A 21,352-nucleotide genomic window follows, 5' to 3' on the forward strand; every position below is an offset into this window, starting at 1 on the left:
GGCGCTGCTGTGCCTGCTCGCGGTCTGGCTATCGCTGGCGCTGGGCCCGGTCAGCCTGCCGTTGCTCGACACCCTGCGCGCCGGTTTGCGCCTGATCGGCTTGCCGGTATCCGGCGAAGGCCTGGAGCAGGCCGAGATGATCCTCGGCCAGATCCGCCTGCCGCGCACCTTGCTGGGGTTGGCGGTCGGTGCCGTGCTGGCGTTGTCCGGCGTGGCGATGCAGGGGCTGTTCCGCAACCCGCTGGCCGATCCGGGCCTGGTCGGCGTCGCCAGTGGCGCTGCCCTGGGCGCGGCGGTGGCGATCGTCGGCGGCAGTTGGCTGGGGGGCATTGCCGACTGGTTCGCGCCTTACCTGCTGTCGCTCTGCGCCTTCGTCGGTGGGCTGGGCGTGACGGCGATGGTCTACCGCCTGGGGCGGCGTGACGGGCAGACCAATGTGGCCACCATGCTCCTGGCCGGTATCGCCATGACCGCGCTGGGCGGCTCGGCGGTGGGCCTGTTCACCTACCTGGCCGACGACGCCACCCTGCGCACCCTGACGTTCTGGAACCTGGGCAGCCTCAACGGTGCCAGCTACGAGCGGCTATGGCCCTTGCTGCTGGTGGCGGCGGCCGTGGCCCTGTGGCTGCCGCGCCGGGCGCAGGCGCTCAACGCCTTGCTGCTGGGCGAGTCGGAAGCCCGACACCTGGGCATCGAGGTCGAAGCGCTCAAGCGCGAACTGGTGTTCTGCACCGCGCTGGGCGTGGGGGCGGCGGTTGCCGCTGCCGGCCTGATCGGCTTTATCGGCCTGGTGGTGCCGCACCTGGTGCGCCTGGTGGCGGGGCCGGATCACCGGGTGCTGTTGCCGGCGTCGCTGCTGGCGGGCGGTACCCTGCTGCTGTTCGCCGACCTGATTGCGCGTCTGGCCCTGGCCCCGGCGGAATTGCCGATCGGCATCGTCACCGCCTTCATCGGGGCGCCATTCTTCCTGTTCCTGCTGGTGAAGGTACGTAGCTGATGCTCGACGTCCAAGGGCTGTCCCTCAAGCGCGGTGGTAGCCAGGTGCTGCACGACATCAACCTGACGCTGCGGCCCGGGCAGGTTCTCGGCGTGCTCGGGCCCAACGGCGCTGGCAAAAGCAGCCTGCTGGGCGCCCTGTGTGGCGAACTGGCGCCCAGCGCCGGGCAGGTCCACCTCGATGGTCGCGGTCTGGAGGGCTGGTCGGGGCAGGAACGGGCCCGCCGGCTGGCGGTGTTGCCGCAGGTGTCCAGCCTGGGCTTCGCGTTCAGTGTCGAGGAGGTGGTCGGCCTCGGTCGCCTGCCTCACGCCAGCGGCCGTCAGCGCGACCGGGAGATCGTCGAGGCGGCACTGGCGGCGGCGGATGCGGGGCACCTGGTCGAGCGCAGCTACCTGGCGCTATCCGGCGGCGAACGCCAGCGCGTGCACCTGGCGCGGGTGCTGGCCCAGCTGTGGCCCGGCGAGCCGGGTACCACGCTGCTGCTCGACGAGCCCACCTCTGCGCTCGACCCGCTGCACCAGCACACCACGCTGCAAGCTGTGCGCAGCTTCGGCGACCGTGGCGCGGCGGTGCTGGTCATCCTGCATGACCTGAACCTGGCGGCGCGCTACTGTGACCATATCCTGCTGCTGGAGCAGGGCCGCTGCCATGCCCTGGACACGCCGCAACAGGTGCTGACGCCGGCGGCGCTGCGGGCAGTGTTCGGTATCGATGTCCTGGTCCAGCCGCACCCGGAGCGCGGCCATCCGCTGATCATCACTCGCTAAGAGGCTTTCGCCATGCGCCATCCCCTGCTGTCCGGCCTGTCCATCTGCCTGGTGCTGGCGCTGGGCGGTTGCCAGGCGAGCCTGCCACCCGTGCCGGCCTGGCAGGGCACCGAGGGCCGTGACAACGCCCAGTTGGGGCGGATCATCGAATTATCCAGCGGCCAGGCCTTGAGCCCTGGGCAGCTGGTCCAGCGCCTGGCCGATGCGCCACGGGTGCTGGTGGGTGAAAAGCACGATAACCCCGACCACCATCGCCTGCAGCTCTGGTTGCTGCGCGCCCTGGAGAGCCGCCGGCCGCAGGGCAGCCTGCTGCTGGAAATGCTCGAGCCGCGGCAGCAGGCCCTGGTCGATGCGCAGAAGGGCAAGGCGTCGCCGGCAGCCGACCTGCCCAAGGCCCTCGACTGGCAACCCGGCTGGGACTGGGCGCTGTACGGGCCGATCGTCCGCGAGGCCCTGGGCCAACCCTACCCGCTGCTGGCCGCGAACCTGTCACCGGAGGAGGTCCGCCAGGCCTATCGCCAGCCAGTGACACCGCCGGGCGAGCGCTCCAATGCGCCGGCCGTGGTGCAGGCGCTGCTGGCCCAGGTGCGCGCTGGCCACTGCAACCTGCTGCCGGAAAGCCAGCTGCCGGCCATGTTGGCGGTGCAGCAGCAGCGCGACCGACGCATTGCCGAGCGGCTGTTGGCCGCGCCGCAACCGGCACTGCTGCTCACCGGCAGCTACCATGCGCGCAAGGACCTGGGCGTGCCCCTGCATCTGGCCGACCTCGACGCCAAGGCCGAGGGCAAGGTGCTGTTGCTGACGGAAGTAGGAGAGACGGTCGAGCCGGGCATGGCCGACTTCGTCTGGTACACCCCGGCGACGCCGGAGCAGGACTACTGCGCCCAACTGCGCAAGGCGCCCTGAATCGCGGGCAAAAAAAGACCCGGCAAAGTGCCGGGTCAATAACCGTGATTAGCCTGATGAGGAGATAATCTGAGCGTCCGAACCAGGGAGCATTCAGGTTACCCAACCGGTCTCGCGACCAGTTGTGATAATCATAACGATTCTCATTTCGGCGTCAATGCCTTTTGCGAATTATTTTTCGTTTTTCTGTGCCGGGCATTTCGCGTCGAGCTGTTGGTTCAGCGCCTGCTTGCGTTCGGCCGGCAGGTCGTTCCAGTGCATGTCCAGCAGGGCCCCCTCGATGGCGTACAACAACACCTTCGAAGCCCGGAATCCTCGCGTTCTCACGGCTTGATAGGCACCCACCGCGCCGAGCCGGCGCAGGTCCGAAGCACTGTGGATACCGACGGCGTGCAGCCATTGCGCGGAGGTCTTGCCAAGGTTTTTCAGATGCTGCAATTCATCGTTCATCGAGCCTCCTTGCGATGGCTGAACGGGTCGTGGGGATAAATCGCGAGCAGGTCAATGAGGAGTGTAGCGGGGGTTGTGAATAACGCGGCCTTTTGCCATCGGGGCCGACGGGATGCAGTACTTTCGCTGGATGGAACCCTGCTGGAGCGGGTGCGTGGGAGCGGGCTTGCCCCGCGATGGCGATCGCAGGGGCCGATGCTATCGCGGGGCAAGCCCGCTCCCACGCACCCGCTCCAGCAAAGTTCGCGCCCACAGCCTTGTGCAGGCCAGGCGCTTACCCTTGGCGCTGGCTGCGATAACGCATCCGCGTCCCGAACTTCACCGACATCAGGATCTCGTCGGCGCTGAGCTCAGCCGGGAAGTAGGTCCCGGAGATCTGCGCATGGGCGAGGCTGGCGCCCTCCAGGCCGTTCTCGCGCAGGTCGAGCCCGCGCAGGTCGGCAGCGCGAAAGTACGCGTCGGTGAAGTCGATGCCGCGTACGTCCAGGTCGCGCAGATCCAGGCCGCGGAAATCACCGCCTCGAAAGTCGATAGTCGAATCGCTGGGCTTCTCGCGGTTGAACGCCGCGATCTTCTCGTCGCGGATCATCGAGTACAGGACGTTGTCCAGCTGACGGGGCTGATTCATGGCGGCGCCTCCTCCGTGGGGTGTGATGATATTGTAATGACATCACTGGAGGGACGCCGGACTTCAGGCGTGAACTGTCGACTGCTTCACGCCTTGCGGGTCAAAGGCCGGGCAGGTGCTGGCGGATCTGCTCGATCAGTTGGTCCATGCTGGCGCTTTCCTGGGTGTTCACGCGCTTGCTGTGCTTCTGCTCCTCGGCATCCAGCGGGTCGCGGCTGGCTTGCTGCGCCTGGATCACTTCCAGGGTGGCGTCCGAAGGGTCGATGGCTTCGGCCTGGCGCTGGGCCAGCCAGCTGGCGATCACCGCGTCGGGGGCCTGGCAGTCGAGAATCAGGAATGGCGCGCCGGTCTTGTTGGCCACGTCCGCCGCCGCCTTGCGCTGCTGCTGCTTGAGGTAGGTGGCGTCGAGCACCACCGGGAAGCCGGCGCGCAGGATGATCGCCGCCAGCTCATGCAGGCGCTTGTAGGTGGCAACGCTGGCCTCCTTGTCGTAGATGCCTGCCTCGAGCTGGCCGGCGTTGTCTGCCGATTGCTTGCCGAACAGGCGCTTGCGCTCGACATCCGAACGCACGCGGATTGCGCCCAGCGCTTCGACCAGGCGCATGGCCACGTGGCTCTTGCCCACCGCCGAAACGCCCTCGGTAATGGCCAGCAGGCGCGAGGGAATGGCGCTGTAGCTTTCGGCCAGGTTGGCGTAGTTGCGGTAGGTGCGCAGGGTGGTGGCGCGCTGCACGCCGTCGGCGTCGGGCGACAGGCTGAACAGCGCGACCTTGGCCCGCACCAGGGCGCGGTAGGCCTTGTAGAAGTTCAGCAGCTCCAGACCTTCGTAGTCACCGGTCAGCTCCAGGTACTGGCTGATGAAGCGTCGCGACAGGCACTTCAGGCCGCGGTCCTCGAGGTCCATGGCCAGGAAGCCGACGTCGGCGTAGACGTCGGTCAGGCGGAACGGCTCGTTGAACTCGATGCAGTCGAAGATCACCACCTTGCCGTCGATCAGGGTGGCGTTGCCCAGGTGGATGTCGCCGTGGCACTCACGGATGAAACCATCGGCCTTGCGCGCCTCGAGCAGACCATGCAGGCGCTTGAAGCTGTCCTGGGCCCAGGCCTGCAGGTTGTCCAGTTGCTGCAGGTCGGCCTTGTCGGTCAGGAACGGGCGGATCTGCTCGAAGTTCTGCTCCACCGGCGCCATGACCGCGTCCGGGGTGCCCAACGGATGGTCGACTGGCACTTTCGGCGCCTGCAGGTGGAACTCGGCGATCTGCCGGGCCATCTGGTCGATGTGACCGGCGTTCAGCTCGCCGTTGGCCTGCAGGGTGCTGAGCATCTGGTCCTGAGGGAACTGGCGCATCTTCAGCGCGTACTCGATCGCCGGGCCTTCGCCGCCGATCTGCGGGGCCTCGACGCTGCCGGTGATCGGCAGCACTTCCAGGTACAGGCCTTCGGTCAGGCGCTGGTTCAGCCGCAGCTCTTCGTTACAAAAATGCCCGCGCTGGTCGAGGCCGGTGAAGTCGAGGAAGCCGAAGTTCATCGGCTTCTTGATCTTGTAGGCGTACTCGCCGGTGAGCAGAACCCAGGAGATATGCGTCTCGATGAGCTGGAAGCCCGCGACAGGGTGCGGATAGAGGGCGGGGTTCTGCAGCGCGCTGATCAGGGCTTGGCTCACGGATCATCCTTCAGGGGTCAGGGAATTCGAATCGGACATTATGGTCAATGGTGCCGTCCCTGCAAACCGCCGTAGGCGTCTGCCCCCCTTTTCCAAAGTGCGTATAATCCGCCGCCATGACACGTACCCGAAATTCCCGCACCTCTAAAAAACGCCCGACCGGCCGCGCCCGCGCCTGGCTGGGCTGGGCACTCAAGCTCAGCCTGGTCGGCCTGGTGGTGATCGCCGGCTTCGCGGTTTACCTCGATGCGACCGTCCAGGAGAAGTTCTCCGGCAAGCGCTGGACCATCCCGGCCAAGGTGTATGCCCGGCCGCTGGAGCTGTTCGTCGGCCAGAAGCTGAGCAAGAACGACTTCCTCACCGAACTCGATGCCCTGGGCTATCGCCGGGAAGGCGTGGCCAATGGCCCGGGCGCCGCGTCGGTCAATGGCAACAACGTCGACCTCAACACCCGTGGTTTCCAGTTCTACGAGGGCATGGAGCCGGCGCAGTTCGTGCGCGTGCGCTTCTCCGGCGACTATGTCGCGGGCCTCAGCGGCGCCAATGGCGGCAAGCTCGACGTGGTGCGCCTCGAGCCGTTGATGATCGGCGGCATCTACCCGAAGAACCTCGAAGACCGCATCCTGATCAAGATCGACCAGGTGCCGCCGTACCTGGTGGAAACCCTGATCGCCACCGAAGACCGCGACTTCTACAGCCACTTCGGCGTGTCGCCCAAGTCCATTGCCCGGGCCGTCTGGGTCAACACCTCTTCGGGCGCCATGCGCCAGGGCGGCAGTACCCTGACCCAGCAGTTGGTGAAGAACTTCTTCCTCACCAACGAGCGCAGTCTCAGTCGCAAGCTGACCGAAGCGATGATGTCGGTGCTGCTGGAAGTGCACTATGACAAGCGTGAAATCCTCGAGGCCTATCTGAACGAAGTGTTCATCGGCCAGGACGGCCAGCGCGCGGTGCACGGCTTCGGCCTTGCCAGCCAGTTCTTCTTCAGCCAGCCGCTGCAGGAACTCAAGCTGCACCAGATCGCCTTGCTGGTGGGCATGGTCAAGGGCCCGTCCTACTACAACCCACGCCGTCACCCCGAGCGCGCCCTGCAACGGCGCAACCTGGTGCTCGACCTGCTCGCCGAGCAGGGCGTGGCCACCCAGGAGGTGGTCGATGCAGCGAAGAAGATGCCGCTGGGCGTGACCAAGCGCGGCAGCCTGGCCGACAGCTCGTTCCCGGCCTTCCTCGACCTGGTCAAGCGCCAGCTGCGCCAGGATTACCGCGACGAAGACCTGACCGAAGAAGGCCTGCGCATCTTCACCAGTTTCGACCCGATCCTGCAGATGAAGGCCGAGACCGCCATGAGCGAGACCTTCAAGCGCCTGGCCGGGCGCAAGGGCGCCGACGAAGTGGAGTCGGCGATGGTCGTCACCAACCCCGAAACCGGTGAGGTGCAGGCGCTGATCGGCAGCCGCCAGTCGGGCTTCGCCGGCTTCAACCGCGCCATCGATGCGGTGCGGCCGATCGGCTCGCTGGTCAAACCGGCGGTCTACCTGACCGCGCTGGAGCAACCGAGCAAGTTCACCCTGACCAGCTGGGTGCAGGACGAGCCGTTCTCGGTCAAGGGCGCCGACGGCCAGGTGTGGCGTCCGCAGAACTACGATCGCCGCCCGCACGGCACCATCTACCTGTACCAGGGCCTGGCCAACTCCTACAACCTGTCGACCGCCAAGCTCGGCCTGGAAGTGGGCGTGCCCAACGTGATCAAGACCATCGGTCGGCTCGGCGTGCAGGTCGACTGGCCGGCGTTCCCGTCGATGCTGCTGGGCGCCGGCGGCATGTCGCCGATGCAGGTGGCGACCATGTACCAGACCATCGCCAACGGCGGCTTCAACACGCCGATGCGCGGTATCCGCAGCGTGCTCACCGCCGAAGGCGAGCCGCTCAAGCGCTACCCGTTCCAGATCCAGCAGACCTTCGACCCGGGCTCGATCTACCTGGTGCAGAACGCCATGCAGCGGGTAATGCGCGAAGGCACTGGTCGTTCGGTGTACAGCGTGCTGCCAAGTTCGTTGACCTTGGCGGGCAAGACCGGCACCAGCAACGACTCGCGCGACAGCTGGTTCTCCGGCTTCAGCCAGGACCTGCTGGCGGTGGTCTGGCTGGGCCGCGACGACAACGGCAAGACGCCGTTCACCGGTGCCACCGGCGCGCTGCAGGTGTGGACCAGCTTCATGAAGAAGGCCGACCCGCTGCCGCTGGACATGCCGCAGCCGGACAACGTGGTGCAGGCCTGGATCGATCCTTACAGCGGCCAGGGTTCCGACGGCAGCTGTCCGGGAGCGGTGCAGATGCCGTATATTCGTGGCAGTGAACCACCCGCTGGCGCCACCTGTGGTGGCGAGCAGAACCCGGCCGAAGAGGTGATGGACTGGGTCAAGGGCTGGATGAATTGAGCGCGAGCTTCTGAAGAGGGTGTGAAGTGAACAAGTGGTGGATTCCTGCCGTGGCGGCAGTGACCGTGCTGCACGGCTGTGCCAGCGTCCCGCGTGGCAACATTCCGGTGGTCGATTCGAGCACCCGGGTCTCCAACAGCGAGCGCGTCTCGGCCAACCGCACGTCGGCCTATCCGACCAGCGGCGGCAGCAGCCAGGCCCGGTCGTTGCCGGAAGACTCCGGCGTCACCGTGATGATCCCGCAAGGGACCGGCGGCGCGCCGATCCAGTCGTTCCCGGCAGGTACCGGCCCGGCACCGATCAGCACCGGGCCGATCACCCCGGGTCCGGTCAGCAGCGGCCCGATCAGCACCAACCCCAACCCGATCGCCGACGAGCCCTTCGACATCGCCTCGATGAGCAATCCGGCACCGGTCACCAGCGCGCCCACCGGGATTCCGCGGGGCAACGTCTCCGGCGGCGGCCTGTCCGCCGACGAACAGCTCGACGGCCCGGTGCTGGCGCTGCTGACCACCGCCCAGCAGCAGCAGGGCAGTGGCGACTTCAACGGCGCCGCGTCGAGCCTGGAGCGTGCCCAGCGCATCGCCCCGCGTGAGCCGCAGGTGCTGTTCCGCCTGGCCCAGGTGCGCCTGTCGCAGGGCGACGCCGCGCAGTCCGAGCAACTGGCGCGGCGCGCCCTGACCTACGCCAATGGTCGCCCCGACCTGCAGGCCCAGCTGTGGAACACCATCGCCCAGGCTCGCGAGAAGCAGGGTGACAGTGCCGGCGCGGCCCTGGCGCGGCAGAAGGCGCGGGTCAACCTGTGATGGAACAGCGCATACTCGATATCGCCGACCATCTGCTGCTGATCGAGCGCGAGCTCAAGGTCCAGGGCTGGTGGAGTGATGCCGCACCCAGCGCCGAGGCGCTGGCCAGCGTGGTGCCGTTCGCCGTCGACAGCATGGCCTTCGAACAGTGGCTGCAGTGGATCTTCCTGCCGCGGATGACGCTCATTCTCGAACACGGCCACCCGCTGCCCAATGCCTCGGGCATCCTGGTGATGGCCGAGACGGTGTTTGTCGACCGTCCGGAACAAAGCCGCGAGCTACGGCGCCTGTTGGCAGAATTCGACCAATTGATCAGCCCCTCCGCCTGATTTCTTCTCTTTTTCCATCAAGGGCCGCAGATTGTGGCCCTTTTTTATGGAAATCTTCTTAAATCTGCTGCTGAGCACCTTTTTAGTGGTTGCAGCAATTCATCTTGCGGAAAAATTGGCAATAATTTTTCTTGACTTGTGCGCGCCGAATCACAAGAATCCAGATTCCGCTGTAGAGGGACTGCCAGAAGCAGACCCGCTAAGCAGATCATGAGGCGCACACCCGCGCCGACTTGTAACACCCCGCAACGCGTTACCTCGCGCTGGGTGGGAAGGCCCGCAACACACCAGGGCACTCCCAATACTTGCTCAGTCAGTGCTGACGTTCGCTCATGCTCTGCTTGGCAGTAAACCTATTAAGACCCGCTCAGTGAGGGCGGTATTCTGGCGTTTTAGAGGTGAACAACGTGGAGCTTTTATCTGGCGCTGAGATGGTCGTCCGCTTCTTGCGTGACGAAGGCGTTAAGCACATCTACGGGTACCCTGGTGGTGCTCTCCTTCATGTTTACGATGCCCTGTTCAAGGAACCGGAAGTCCAGCACATCCTGGTCCGCCACGAGCAGGCTGCCACCCATATGGCGGACGGTTACGCCCGTGCCACCGGCAAGGCCGGCGTGGTACTGGTGACTTCCGGCCCGGGCGCGACCAATGCCATCACCGGCATTGCCACCGCCTACATGGATTCCATTCCGATGGTCATCCTGTCTGGCCAGGTGCCCAGCACCATGGTCGGCACCGACGCGTTCCAGGAAACCGACATGATCGGTATCTCCCGGCCGATCGTGAAGCACAGCTTCATGATCAAGCACGCTTCGGAAATCCCCGAAGTCCTGAAAAAAGCCTTCTATCTTGCGCAGTCCGGCCGTCCCGGCCCGGTAGTGGTCGACATTCCAAAAGATATGACCAACCCGGCCGAGAAGTTCGAGTACATCTACCCGAAAAAGGTCAAGCTGCGTTCGTATAGCCCGGCTGTTCGTGGTCACTCCGGGCAGATCCGCAAGGCGGCCGAAATGCTCCTGGCGGCCAAGCGCCCGATCGTCTACTCCGGCGGTGGCGTGATCCTCGGCGGCGGCTCCGAAGCCCTCACCGAAATCGCCAAGACGCTGAACCTGCCGGTCACCAACACCCTGATGGGCCTCGGTGGCTTCCCCGGCACCGATCGCCAGTTCCTCGGCATGCTCGGCATGCACGGCAGCTACACCGCCAACATGGCCATGCACCACGCCGACGTGATCTTCGCTGTCGGTGCGCGTTTCGACGACCGCGTGGTCAACGGCCCGGCCAAGTTCTGCCCGAACGCCAAGATCATCCACATCGACATCGACCCGGCGTCGATCTCCAAGATGATCAAGGCCGACGTGCCGATCGTCGGCCCGGTCGAGAGCGTGTTGAGCGAGATGCTCACCATCCTCAAGGAAATCGGCGAGCAGCCTGACAAGGCGGCGCTGGATGCCTGGTGGAAGCAGATCGACGAATGGCGCGGCGACGGTGCGCTGTTCCCCTACGACAAGGGCGACGGCAACCTCATCAAACCGCAACAGGTGATCGAGACCCTGTGCGAAGTGACCAACGGCGATGCCTTCGTCACCTCCGACGTGGGCCAGCACCAGATGTTCGCGGCGCAGTACTACCGCTTCAACAAACCCAACCGCTGGATCAACTCCGGTGGCCTGGGCACCATGGGCTTCGGTTTCCCGGCGGCCATGGGCGTCAAGCTCAACTTCCCCGACCAGGACGTGGCCTGCGTTACCGGTGAAGGCAGCATCCAGATGAACATCCAGGAGCTGTCCACCTGCATGCAGTACGGCCTGCCGGTGAAGATCGTCAACCTGAACAACGGTGTGCTGGGCATGGTCCGCCAATGGCAGGACATGGCCTACAACGGTCGCCACTCGCACTCCTACGTCGAGTCGCTGCCGGACTTCGTCAAGCTGGCCGAGGCCTATGGCCATGTGGGCATCCGCATCACCAGCCTGAAAGACCTCAAGCCGAAACTGGAAGAGGCTTTCGCGATGAAGGACCGCCTGGTGTTCATCGACATCGCGGTCGACCGGACCGAGCACGTCTATCCGATGCAGATCAAGGACGGCTCGATGCGTGACATGTGGCTGAGCAAGACGGAGCGTACCTGATATGCGGCACATCATCTCTTTGCTGCTGGAAAACGAACCCGGTGCCTTGTCTCGCGTGGTCGGCCTGTTCTCCCAGCGCAACTACAACATTGAAAGCCTGACCGTGGCACCGACCGAAGACCCGACCCTGTCGCGTCTGACGCTGACCACCGTTGGCCATGACGAGGTGATCGAGCAGATCACCAAGAACCTGAACAAGCTGGTCGAAGTGGTCAAGCTTGTCGACCTGTCGGAAAGCGCCCACATCGAGCGCGAACTGATGCTGGTCAAGGTCAAGGCCACCGGTGCCCAGCGCGCCGAAATCAAGCGCACCACGGATATCTTCCGTGGCCAGATCGTCGACGTGACCGCCAGCGTGTACACCGTGCAACTGAGCGGCACCAGCGACAAGCTGGACAGCTTCATCCAGGCCATCGGCACCGCATCGATTCTCGAAACCGTGCGCAGTGGCGTCACCGGCATTGCCCGTGGCGACAAAGTGCTCAGCATCTAACTTCAAAAACTAGCGATGGCTCCGCTGGGGCCGAGATATAACAGGGGTATTTCATGAAAGTTTTCTACGATAAAGACTGCGACCTTTCCATCATCCAGGGCAAGAAAGTCGCCATCATCGGTTACGGTTCGCAAGGTCACGCCCAGGCGTGCAACCTGAAGGACTCCGGTGTGGACGTTACCGTCGGTCTGCGTAAAGGTTCGGCTACCGTTGCCAAGGCAGAAGCCCACGGCCTGAAAGTGGCTGACGTGGCTACCGCCGTCGCCGCTGCCGACCTGGTCATGATCCTCACCCCGGACGAATTCCAGGGCCAGCTGTACAAGAACGAGATCGAGCCGAACATCAAGAAGGGCGCCACCCTGGCCTTCTCCCACGGCTTCTCGATCCACTACAACCAGGTCGTTCCGCGTGCCGACCTCGACGTGATCATGATCGCGCCGAAGGCTCCGGGCCACACCGTGCGCTCCGAGTTCGTCAAGGGCGGTGGTATCCCTGACCTGATCGCCATCTACCAGGACGCCTCGGGCAACGCCAAGAACGTCGCCCTGTCCTACGCCGCTGGCGTCGGTGGCGGCCGTACCGGCATCATCGAAACCACCTTCAAGGACGAGACCGAAACCGACCTGTTCGGTGAGCAGGCCGTTCTGTGCGGCGGTACCGTCGAGCTGGTCAAGGCCGGTTTCGAAACCCTGGTCGAAGCGGGCTACGCCCCGGAAATGGCCTACTTCGAGTGCCTGCACGAGCTGAAGCTGATCGTCGACCTCATGTACGAAGGCGGTATCGCCAACATGAACTACTCGATCTCCAACAACGCCGAGTACGGTGAGTACGTCACCGGCCCTGAAGTCATCAACGAAGAATCCCGCAAGGCCATGCGCAATGCCCTCAAGCGCATCCAGGACGGCGAGTACGCGAAGATGTTCATCAGCGAAGGCGCCACCAACTATCCTTCGATGACCGCCAAGCGCCGCAACAACGCCGCCCACGGCATCGAAATCATCGGCGAGCAACTGCGTTCGATGATGCCGTGGATCTCGGCCAACAAGATCGTCGACAAGACCAAGAACTGAGTCTTGCGTCGATAAATGAAAAACGCGGCTTCGGCCGCGTTTTTTCGTTTGCGCGGTCAGCTTCTGGTATAAAGCGACCAGTGGCTCGCTGTTAGAACGGTTTTGCCGAGCCCATGTCGAACATATTCCACCCTGTTGCAAGGTACTTTTCATGAGCGAACGTCCCGAAGAGCCGAACAAGCCCTCCGACGCCGAAAGCCTGCTACCTGTCGATGAGCACGTTGAAGAAGGTCACGACGCCGAAGGGCGCAAGGTGCGTCACCGCGGTATCTATCTGCTGCCCAACCTGTTCACCACCGCGAACCTGTTCGCCGGCTTCTATTCCATCATCAGCTCGATGAGCGCGCAGAGCGCCCTGAGCGCGGGTGATCCACGGGAGGCGAGCAAGTATTTCGCCTTCGCCGCCATCGCGATCTTCGTCGCCATGGTCCTCGACGGCCTCGATGGTCGCGTGGCCCGCATGACCAATACGCAAAGCGCCTTCGGTGCCGAGTACGACTCGCTGTCGGACATGGTCGCCTTCGGCGTGGCGCCGGCGTTGCTGGCGTTCGGCTGGGCCCTGGGCGACATGGGCAAGGTCGGCTGGATGGTCGCCTTCATCTATGTGGCTGGCGCTGCGCTGCGCCTGGCACGCTTCAATACCCAGGTCGGCACCGCCGACAAGCGTTACTTCATCGGCCTGGCCAGCCCGGCAGCGGCCGGCGTGGTGGCCGGTACCGTCTGGGCGTTCAGCGACTACGGCATCCAGGGCTCCAAGCTGTCGTTCCTGGTGGCGCTGCTGGTGGCAGCCGCGGGCATGCTGATGGTCAGCAACATCAAGTACAACAGCTTCAAGGAACTCGACCTCAAGGGCCGCGTGCCCTTTGTCGCGATCCTGGCCGTGGTGCTGGTGTTCGCCGTGGTGTTCAGCGACCCGCCGCGCATCCTGCTGCTGATCTTCCTCGCCTATGCCGCGTCGGGGCCGATCCAGTTCCTGTTGCGGGCGCGCCGTCGTAAATCCTGACAAGGATTTAATCGCGGAATAACCTGCCGGCTCCATAGTCTTACGTGTACATCAGTGACCCGTACTGTGGAGCCGCCATGCTCATCAAGCTTCCCCGACCGTCCGACTGCAAAGCGTCGGAGATCACCCCCGAATCCATCTACTTCTCCCGTCGCAGGTTGCTGGGCGCAGGCCTTGCGGGCGCGGCCCTGGGTGCGTTGCCGCGGTTGGGCACGGCTGCCGAGATGTCCCGCTATGCCGACGTCCAGGCCGGTGCCGCCCCCGGCTGGTTCAATGACAAGCTGGCCAGCACCCGTTGGCAGGCGGTTACCGTCAGCGGTGAGGCGATCACGCCGTTCAAGGACGCTACCCACTACAACAACTTCTACGAGTTCGGGCCCGACAAGGGCGATCCGGCGGCCAATGCCGGCAGCCTGAAGACCGAGCCCTGGAGCCTGGTGGTGGATGGCGAGGTGGCCAAGCCCGGGCGCTATGCGCTGGAGGACTTCGTCAAGCCTTACCAGCTTGAGGAGCGGATCTACCGCCTGCGCTGCGTGGAGGCCTGGTCGATGGTGATTCCCTGGTTGGGCTTCCCCTTGGCTCAGGTGCTCAAGCAGGTCGAGCCAACCTCGAAAGCGCGCTATATCCGTTTCGAAACCCTGGAAGACCCCAAGAGCATGCCCGGCCAGCGGTCCGGCTTTGCCCTGATCGACTGGCCGTATGTGGAGGGCTTGCGCCTGGACGAGGCGATGAACCCGCTGGCGATTCTGGCGGTGGGCATGTATGGCCGTGAGCTGCCCAACCAGAATGGCGCGCCGCTGCGTCTGGTGGTGCCATGGAAGTACGGATTCAAGAGCATCAAGTCGATCGTGCGCATCAGCCTGGTGGCGGAGCAGCCGCAGACCACCTGGCAGGGGCTGGCGCCGGACGAGTACGGCTTCTATGCCAACGTCAACCCGACGGTCGACCACCCACGCTGGACCCAGGCCCGGGAGCGTCGCCTGCCCAGCGGGCTGTTCAGTCCCAATGTGCGCGATACGCTGATGTTTAACGGCTACGCCGATGAAGTGGCGTCGCTGTATACCGGCCTCGACCTGCGGAAGAACTACTGATGCGTTATCCCTGGCTGCGCCTGGCGATCTTCGTGAGCGGCTGCCTGTTCCCCGTATGGTGGTTGTACGAGGCGGCCATGGGGCTGCTCGGGCCGGATCCGGGCAAGATCATGGTGGACCGGCTTGGCCTGGGAGCGCTGGTCTTCCTGTTGATCACCCTGAGCATGACGCCGCTGCAGCGGATGACGGGGTGGTCGGGGTGGATCGTGGTGCGGCGCCAGCTGGGGCTGTGGTGCTTTGCTTATATAGTGCTGCACATGACGGCGTACATGGTGTTCATCCTGGGGCTGGATTGGGGGCAGTTCGGGGTGGAGTTGCGCAAGCGGCCCTACATCATTGTCGGCGCCTTGGGTTTTCTTGGCCTGCTGGCGCTGGCGGTCACTTCCAACCGGTATAGCCAGCGGCGTCTTGGCGCGCGGTGGAAGAAGCTGCACCGGCTGGTCTATGTGATTCTCGGGTTGGGGCTGTTGCACTTTCTGTGGATCGTGCGCTCGGACCTGAAGGAGTGGGCGGTGTATGCCGCTGTTGGGGTTTTCCTTCTGGTGCTGCGCATTCCCCCGGTGTGGCGGCGTGTTCCACGATTGGTCGGGCGGGGGAGGGCGGCTTGAGGGTCGGTTGGGAATGGGGTTGGTGTTGTTAGGTGCCTGTCTTGGGATTGTGTTGTGTGTGCGAGGTGTTCGCCTTGGGGTTGCGTTGTGTTCCAGAGGTGTTCGCCGTGGGTTCTCTGGCGCCTATGAGATCGAGCGCCGCCCGCGCGGCGCATCGCGGCACAAGGTCGCTCCTACATCTGTTTCGGGCCAATCATTCCTGTGAATGAGGCGGCGCCTGCCCTGGTGCATGCCTCAAGTCGTGCGGAGCGGCAGTGGTGCCCACGCCGAAACCGCGTCGTGCCAACAAGGCTGGCAACCATGGCCTGACAGGTTCGGCACGTTGCAACAAATGTAGGAGCGGCCTTGTGCCGCGATGCGCCGCGCGGGCGGCGCTCGGTCTGATAGGCGCTGCAAGGCTCTCGGCGAACACTTGGTGGCCCTGACGCGGTCTTTTTCCCCGATATTTCACTTTGATGAAATTAACGGTTGACGCCCTCTCAGATCCCCTTATAATGCGCCCCACTTCCAGCGACATCGGAACGAAAAACTCCTTGAATATCAAAGAGTTGATTGTTGAAGAGGGTTGCGGAGGTGCTTCGGTCTCACGATCGGCAGCGGTGAAAAAGGCAGTTGACAGCAAGTTGTAACGCTGTATGATTCGCCTCCCGCTACGAGAGATCGCAGCGAGTCAAGTGTTTGAAGTGAAACGAAAAACTTCAAAATAAACGCTTGACACGAAATGAGGAAAGCGTAGAATGCGCGCCTCGGTTGAGACGAAAAGCTCTTAACCAAACGCTCTTTAACAAATTGAATCAAGCAATTCGTGTGGGTGCTTGTGAGTATGGACTGATAGTCGCCAAGATTATCAGCATCACAAGTGGCCATGCGAGAAATCACATAGTCATTTGAGATTGCTGAGCCAAGTTTAGGGTTTCTTAAAAACCCAAGCAGTATTGAACTGAAGAGTTTGATCATGGCTCAGATTGAACGCTGGCGGCAGGCCTAACACATGCAAGTCGAGCGGATGATGGGAGCTTGCTCCTTGATTCAGCGGCGGACGGGTGAGTAATGCCTAGGAATCTGCCTGGTAGTGGGGGACAACGTTTCGAAAGGAACGCTAATACCGCATACGTCCTACGGGAGAAAGCAGGGGACCTTCGGGCCTTGCGCTATCAGATGAGCCTAGGTCGGATTAGCTAGTAGGTGAGGTAATGGCTCACCTAGGCGACGATCCGTAACTGGTCTGAGAGGATGATCAGTCACACTGGAACTGAGACACGGTCCAGACTCCTACGGGAGGCAGCAGTGGGGAATATTGGACAATGGGCGAAAGCCTGATCCAGCCATGCCGCGTGTGTGAAGAAGGTCTTCGGATTGTAAAGCACTTTAAGTTGGGAGGAAGGGTTGTACGTTAATACCGTGCAATTTTGACGTTACCGACAGAATAAGCACCGGCTAACTCTGTGCCAGCAGCCGCGGTAATACAGAGGGTGCAAGCGTTAATCGGAATTACTGGGCGTAAAGCGCGCGTAGGTGGTTTGTTAAGTTGGATGTGAAAGCCCCGGGCTCAACCTGGGAACTGCATCCAAAACTGGCAAGCTAGAGTACGGTAGAGGGTGGTGGAATTTCCTGTGTAGCGGTGAAATGCGTAGATATAGGAAGGAACACCAGTGGCGAAGGCGACCACCTGGACTGATACTGACACTGAGGTGCGAAAGCGTGGGGAGCAAACAGGATTAGATACCCTGGTAGTCCACGCCGTAAACGATGTCAACTAGCCGTTGGAATCCTTGAGATTTTAGTGGCGCAGCTAACGCATTAAGTTGACCGCCTGGGGAGTACGGCCGCAAGGTTAAAACTCAAATGAATTGACGGGGGCCCGCACAAGCGGTGGAGCATGTGGTTTAATTCGAAGCAACGCGAAGAACCTTACCAGGCCTTGACATGCAGAGAACTTTCCAGAGATGGATTGGTGCCTTCGGGAACTCTGACACAGGTGCTGCATGGCTGTCGTCAGCTCGTGTCGTGAGATGTTGGGTTAAGTCCCGTAACGAGCGCAACCCTTGTCCTTAGTTACCAGCACGTAATGGTGGGCACTCTAAGGAGACTGCCGGTGACAAACCGGAGGAAGGTGGGGATGACGTCAAGTCATCATGGCCCTTACGGCCTGGGCTACACACGTGCTACAATGGTCGGTACAGAGGGTTGCCAAGCCGCGAGGTGGAGCTAATCTCACAAAACCGATCGTAGTCCGGATCGCAGTCTGCAACTCGACTGCGTGAAGTCGGAATCGCTAGTAATCGCAAATCAGAATGTTGCGGTGAATACGTTCCCGGGCCTTGTACACACCGCCCGTCACACCATGGGAGTGGGTTGCACCAGAAGTAGCTAGTCTAACCTTCGGGAGGACGGTTACCACGGTGTGATTCATGACTGGGGTGAAGTCGTAACAAGGTAGCCGTAGGGGAACCTGCGGCTGGATCACCTCCTTAATCGAAGACATCAGCCTGCTGATGAGCTCCCACACGAATTGCTTGATTCATTGTGTAAAGACGATGCTGTAACGCGACCCTGTTATAGGTCTGTAGCTCAGTTGGTTAGAGCGCACCCCTGATAAGGGTGAGGTCGGCAGTTCAAATCTGCCCAGACCTACCAATTACTTGGTGCGGCCTAGTAAATGGGGCCATAGCTCAGCTGGGAGAGCGCCTGCCTTGCACGCAGGAGGTCAGCGGTTCGATCCCGCTTGGCTCCACCACTCTTTCAGGTTTCGCAGCACTGCTCAGAACTTAGAAATGAACATTCGTTGATGAATGTTGATTTCTGACTTTTGTCAGATCGTTCTTTAAAAATTCGGATATGTGATAGAAATAGACTGAACACCAGTTTCACTGCTGGTGGATCAGGCTAAGGTAAAATTTGTGAGTTCTGCTCGAAAGAGCGACGTGCGAATTTTCGGCGAATGTCGTCTTCACAGTATAACCAGATTGCTTGGGGTTATATGGTCAAGTGAAGAAGCGCATACGGTGGATGCCTTGGCAGTCAGAGGCGATGAAAGACGTGGTAGCCTGCGATAAGCTTTGGGGAGTCGGCAAACAGACTGTGATCCAGAGATCTCTGAATGGGGGAACCCAGCCAGCACAAGCTGGTTATCTTGTACTGAATACATAGGTGCAAGAGGCGAACCAGGGGAACTGAAACATCTAAGTACCCTGAGGAAAAGAAATCAACCGAGATTCCCTTAGTAGTGGCGAGCGAACGGGGACCAGCCCTTAAGCTGGTTTGAGATTAGTGGAACGCTCTGGAAAGTGCGGCCATAGTGGGTGATAGCCCCGTACACGAAAATCTCTTGCCAGTGAAATCGAGTAGGACGGAGCACGAGAAACTTTGTCTGAACATGGGGGGACCATCCTCCAAGGCTAAATACTACTGACTGACCGATAGTGAACCAGTACCGTGAGGGAAAGGCGAAAAGAACCCCGGAGAGGGGAGTGAAATAGAACCTGAAACCGTATGCGTACAAGCAGTGGGAGCCTACTTTGTTAGGTGACTGCGTACCTTTTGTATAATGGGTCAGCGACTTATATTCAGTGGCGAGCTTAACCGAATAGGGGAGGCGTAGCGAAAGCGAGTCTTAATAGGGCGCTTTAGTCGCTGGGTATAGACCCGAAACCGGGCGATCTATCCATGGGCAGGTTGAAGGTTAGGTAACACTGACTGGAGGACCGAACCGACTACCGTTGAAAAGTTAGCGGATGACCTGTGGATCGGAGTGAAAGGCTAATCAAGCTCGGAGATAGCTGGTTCTCCTCGAAAGCTATTTAGGTAGCGCCTCATGTATCACTGTAGGGGGTAGAGCACTGTTTCGGCTAGGGGGTCATCCCGACTTACCAAACCGATGCAAACTCCGAATACCTACAAGTGCCGAGCATGGGAGACACACGGCGGGTGCTAACGTCCGTCGTGAAAAGGGAAACAACCCAGACCGTCAGCTAAGGTCCCAAAGTCATGGTTAAGTGGGAAACGATGTGGGAAGGCTTAGACAGCTAGGAGGTTGGCTTAGAAGCAGCCACCCTTTAAAGAAAGCGTAATAGCTCACTAGTCGAGTCGGCCTGCGCGGAAGATGTAACGGGGCTCAAACCATGCACCGAAGCTACGGGTATCACCTTTTGGTGATGCGGTAGAGGAGCGTTCTGTAAGCCTGTGAAGGTGAGTTGAGAAGCTTGCTGGAGGTATCAGAAGTGCGAATGCTGACATGAGTAACGACAATGCGAGTGAAAAACTCGCACGCCGAAAGACCAAGGTTTCCTGCGCAACGTTAATCGACGCAGGGTTAGTCGGTCCCTAAGGCGAGGCTGAAAAGCGTAGTCGATGGAAAACAGGTTAATATTCCTGTACTTCCAGTTATTGCGATGGAGGGACGGAGAAGGCTAGGCCAGCTTGGCGTTGGTTGTCCAAGTTTAAGGTGGTAGGCTGAGATCTTAGGCAAATCCGGGATCTCAAGGCCGAGAGCTGATGACGAGTGCTCATTAGAGCGCGAAGTGGTTGATGCCATGCTTCCAAGAAAAGCTCCTAAGCTTCAGATAACTGGGAACCGTACCCCAAACCGACACAGGTGGTTAGGTAGAGAATACCAAGGCGCTTGAGAGAACTCGGGTGAAGGAACTAGGCAAAATGGCACCGTAACTTCGGGAGAAGGTGCGCCGGTGAGGGTGAAGCACTTGCTGCGTAAGCCCACGCCGGTCGAAGATACCAGGCCGCTGCGACTGTTTATTAAAAACACAGCACTCTGCAAACACGAAAGTGGACGTATAGGGTGTGACGCCTGCCCGGTGCCGGAAGGTTAATTGATGGGGTTAGCGCAAGCGAAGCTCTTGATCGAAGCCCCGGTAAACGGCGGCCGTAACTATAACGGTCCTAAGGTAGCGAAATTCCTTGTCGGGTAAGTTCCGACCTGCACGAATGGCGTAACGATGGCGGCGCTGTCTCCACCCGAGACTCAGTGAAATTGAAATCGCTGTGAAGATGCAGTGTATCCGCGGCTAGACGGAAAGACCCCGTGAACCTTTACTATAGCTTTGCACTGGACTTTGAGCTTGCTTGTGTAGGATAGGTGGGAGGCTTTGAAGTGGGGACGCCAGTTCTCATGGAGCCATCCTTGAAATACCACCCTGGCAACCTTGAGGTTCTAACTCAGGTCCGTTATCCGGATCGAGGACAGTGTATGGTGGGTAGTTTGACTGGGGCGGTCTCCTCCCAAAGAGTAACGGAGGAGTACGAAGGTGCGCTCAGACCGGTCGGAAATCGGTCGTAGAGTATAAAGGCAAAAGCGCGCTTGACTGCGAGACACACACGTCGAGCAGGTACGAAAGTAGGTCTTAGTGATCCGGTGGTTCTGTATGGAAGGGCCATCGCTCAACGGATAAAAGGTACTCCGGGGATAACAGGCTGATACCGCCCAAGAGTTCATATCGACGGCGGTGTTTGGCACCTCGATGTCGGCTCATCACATCCTGGGGCTGAAGCCGGTCCCAAGGGTATGGCTGTTCGCCATTTAAAGTGGTACGCGAGCTGGGTTTAGAACGTCGTGAGACAGTTCGGTCCCTATCTGCCGTGGACGTTTGAGATTTGAGAGGGGCTGCTCCTAGTACGAGAGGACCGGAGTGGACGAACCTCTGGTGTTCCGGTTGTCACGCCAGTGGCATTGCCGGGTAGCTATGTTCGGAAGAGATAACCGCTGAAAGCATCTAAGCGGGAAACTTGCCTCAAGATGAGATCTCACTGGAGCCTTGAGCTCCCTGAAGGGCCGTCGAAGACTACGACGTTGATAGGTTGGGTGTGTAAGCGCTGTGAGGCGTTGAGCTAACCAATACTAATTGCCCGTGAGGCTTGACCATATAACACCCAAGCAATTTGCGCTCAGGCCAAATTGTGGTGGTGAAGACGCAAGAACCGAAAGTTCGCGACGAACCACAAAGATCACATATCCGAA

Annotated in this window: 15 protein-coding genes, 2 tRNA genes and 2 rRNA genes; 16 read left to right on the forward strand and 3 right to left on the reverse strand. The window is 61.2% G+C overall.

Features of this window, described 5'->3' with window-relative positions; genetic code table 11:
* Positions 1 to 13: 13 nt before the first annotated feature.
* From AC0MAZ_RS07155 to AC0MAZ_RS07165, 3 genes are read left to right on the forward strand one after another with little or no spacing between them, the layout of a single operon-like run.
* Positions 14 to 997: a FecCD family ABC transporter permease gene (locus AC0MAZ_RS07155; RefSeq protein WP_234560893.1), complete on the forward strand. Its 984-nt coding sequence runs from the start codon at positions 14 to 16 to the stop codon at positions 995 to 997.
* Entirely contained in the window at positions 997 to 1,764 is a 768-nt protein-coding gene (locus AC0MAZ_RS07160; RefSeq protein ID WP_475860768.1) for a heme ABC transporter ATP-binding protein, read from the forward strand. The genes AC0MAZ_RS07155 and AC0MAZ_RS07160 overlap by 1 nt, the downstream gene beginning before the upstream one ends.
* 12 nt (positions 1,765 to 1,776) lie before the next feature.
* Positions 1,777 to 2,670, forward strand: a complete 894-nt coding sequence (locus AC0MAZ_RS07165; protein ID WP_475860769.1) for a ChaN family lipoprotein — start codon at positions 1,777 to 1,779, stop codon at positions 2,668 to 2,670.
* Positions 2,671 to 2,841: 171 nt separating this feature from the next.
* On the opposite strand, the gene AC0MAZ_RS07170 is transcribed toward AC0MAZ_RS07165, so the two are convergent.
* The 3 genes from AC0MAZ_RS07170 to AC0MAZ_RS07180 form a co-directional block, all read right to left on the reverse strand.
* On the reverse strand, positions 2,842 to 3,120 hold the full coding sequence (locus AC0MAZ_RS07170) for a TfoX/Sxy family protein (RefSeq protein WP_028691223.1): 279 nt from the start codon (positions 3,118 to 3,120) through the stop codon (positions 2,842 to 2,844).
* Between the two features lie 274 nt (positions 3,121 to 3,394).
* Complete coding sequence (locus AC0MAZ_RS07175) at positions 3,395 to 3,748, reverse strand: pentapeptide repeat-containing protein (protein WP_254464325.1); 354 nt, start codon at positions 3,746 to 3,748, stop codon at positions 3,395 to 3,397.
* Positions 3,749 to 3,848: 100 nt separating this feature from the next.
* Entirely contained in the window at positions 3,849 to 5,411 is a 1,563-nt protein-coding gene (locus AC0MAZ_RS07180; RefSeq protein WP_234563019.1) for a bifunctional aminoglycoside phosphotransferase/ATP-binding protein, read from the reverse strand.
* Between the two features lie 116 nt (positions 5,412 to 5,527).
* Between AC0MAZ_RS07180 and mrcB the strand changes: the two genes are divergently transcribed.
* From mrcB to AC0MAZ_RS07245, 13 genes are all read left to right on the forward strand, one after another.
* Positions 5,528 to 7,849: a penicillin-binding protein 1B gene (gene mrcB, locus AC0MAZ_RS07185; RefSeq protein WP_203648062.1), complete on the forward strand. Its 2,322-nt coding sequence runs from the start codon at positions 5,528 to 5,530 to the stop codon at positions 7,847 to 7,849.
* A gap of 26 nt (positions 7,850 to 7,875) precedes the next feature.
* Positions 7,876 to 8,655 (forward strand): tetratricopeptide repeat protein, encoded by a 780-nt coding sequence (locus AC0MAZ_RS07190; RefSeq protein ID WP_050706955.1) that lies wholly within the window; start codon positions 7,876 to 7,878, stop codon positions 8,653 to 8,655.
* Positions 8,652 to 8,984 carry a YqcC family protein gene (locus AC0MAZ_RS07195; protein ID WP_203648060.1) on the forward strand — a complete coding sequence of 111 codons (333 nt, stop codon included), beginning with the start codon at positions 8,652 to 8,654 and terminating at the stop codon, positions 8,982 to 8,984. Before AC0MAZ_RS07190 ends, AC0MAZ_RS07195 begins: the two co-directional genes overlap by 4 nt.
* Positions 8,985 to 9,391: 407 nt before the next feature.
* Entirely contained in the window at positions 9,392 to 11,116 is a 1,725-nt protein-coding gene (locus tag AC0MAZ_RS07200) for an acetolactate synthase 3 large subunit (protein WP_232857782.1), read from the forward strand.
* 1 nt (position 11,117) lies between these two features.
* On the forward strand, positions 11,118 to 11,609 hold the full coding sequence (gene ilvN, locus AC0MAZ_RS07205; RefSeq protein ID WP_003250040.1) for an acetolactate synthase small subunit: 492 nt from the start codon (positions 11,118 to 11,120) through the stop codon (positions 11,607 to 11,609).
* 53 nt (positions 11,610 to 11,662) lie between these two features.
* Positions 11,663 to 12,679 (forward strand): ketol-acid reductoisomerase, encoded by a 1,017-nt coding sequence (gene ilvC / locus AC0MAZ_RS07210; RefSeq protein ID WP_027917653.1) that lies wholly within the window; start codon positions 11,663 to 11,665, stop codon positions 12,677 to 12,679.
* 151 nt (positions 12,680 to 12,830) lie between these two features.
* Positions 12,831 to 13,682, forward strand: coding sequence for a CDP-diacylglycerol--serine O-phosphatidyltransferase (gene pssA / locus AC0MAZ_RS07215; protein ID WP_028691215.1), 852 nt, complete (start codon positions 12,831 to 12,833; stop codon positions 13,680 to 13,682).
* 77 nt (positions 13,683 to 13,759) lie between these two features.
* On the forward strand, positions 13,760 to 14,773 hold the full coding sequence (msrP, locus tag AC0MAZ_RS07220) for a protein-methionine-sulfoxide reductase catalytic subunit MsrP (RefSeq protein WP_475860770.1): 1,014 nt from the start codon (positions 13,760 to 13,762) through the stop codon (positions 14,771 to 14,773).
* Entirely contained in the window at positions 14,773 to 15,381 is a 609-nt protein-coding gene (msrQ, locus tag AC0MAZ_RS07225; protein WP_475860771.1) for a protein-methionine-sulfoxide reductase heme-binding subunit MsrQ, read from the forward strand. Before msrP ends, msrQ begins: the two co-directional genes overlap by 1 nt.
* 937 nt (positions 15,382 to 16,318) lie before the next feature.
* Positions 16,319 to 17,855: ribosomal RNA gene (locus AC0MAZ_RS07230) — 16S ribosomal RNA — on the forward strand.
* An 86-nt stretch (positions 17,856 to 17,941) separates the two neighbouring features.
* A tRNA-Ile gene (locus AC0MAZ_RS07235) sits at positions 17,942 to 18,018 on the forward strand.
* A 24-nt stretch (positions 18,019 to 18,042) separates the two neighbouring features.
* A tRNA-Ala gene (locus tag AC0MAZ_RS07240) sits at positions 18,043 to 18,118 on the forward strand.
* A gap of 245 nt (positions 18,119 to 18,363) precedes the next feature.
* A 23S ribosomal RNA gene (locus AC0MAZ_RS07245) occupies positions 18,364 to 21,257 on the forward strand.
* The 16S and 23S rRNA genes sit together here with 2 tRNA genes alongside, the layout of an rRNA operon.
* Positions 21,258 to 21,352: the final 95 nt, after the last annotated feature.

This window comes from Pseudomonas sp. A, from assembly GCF_056270345.1.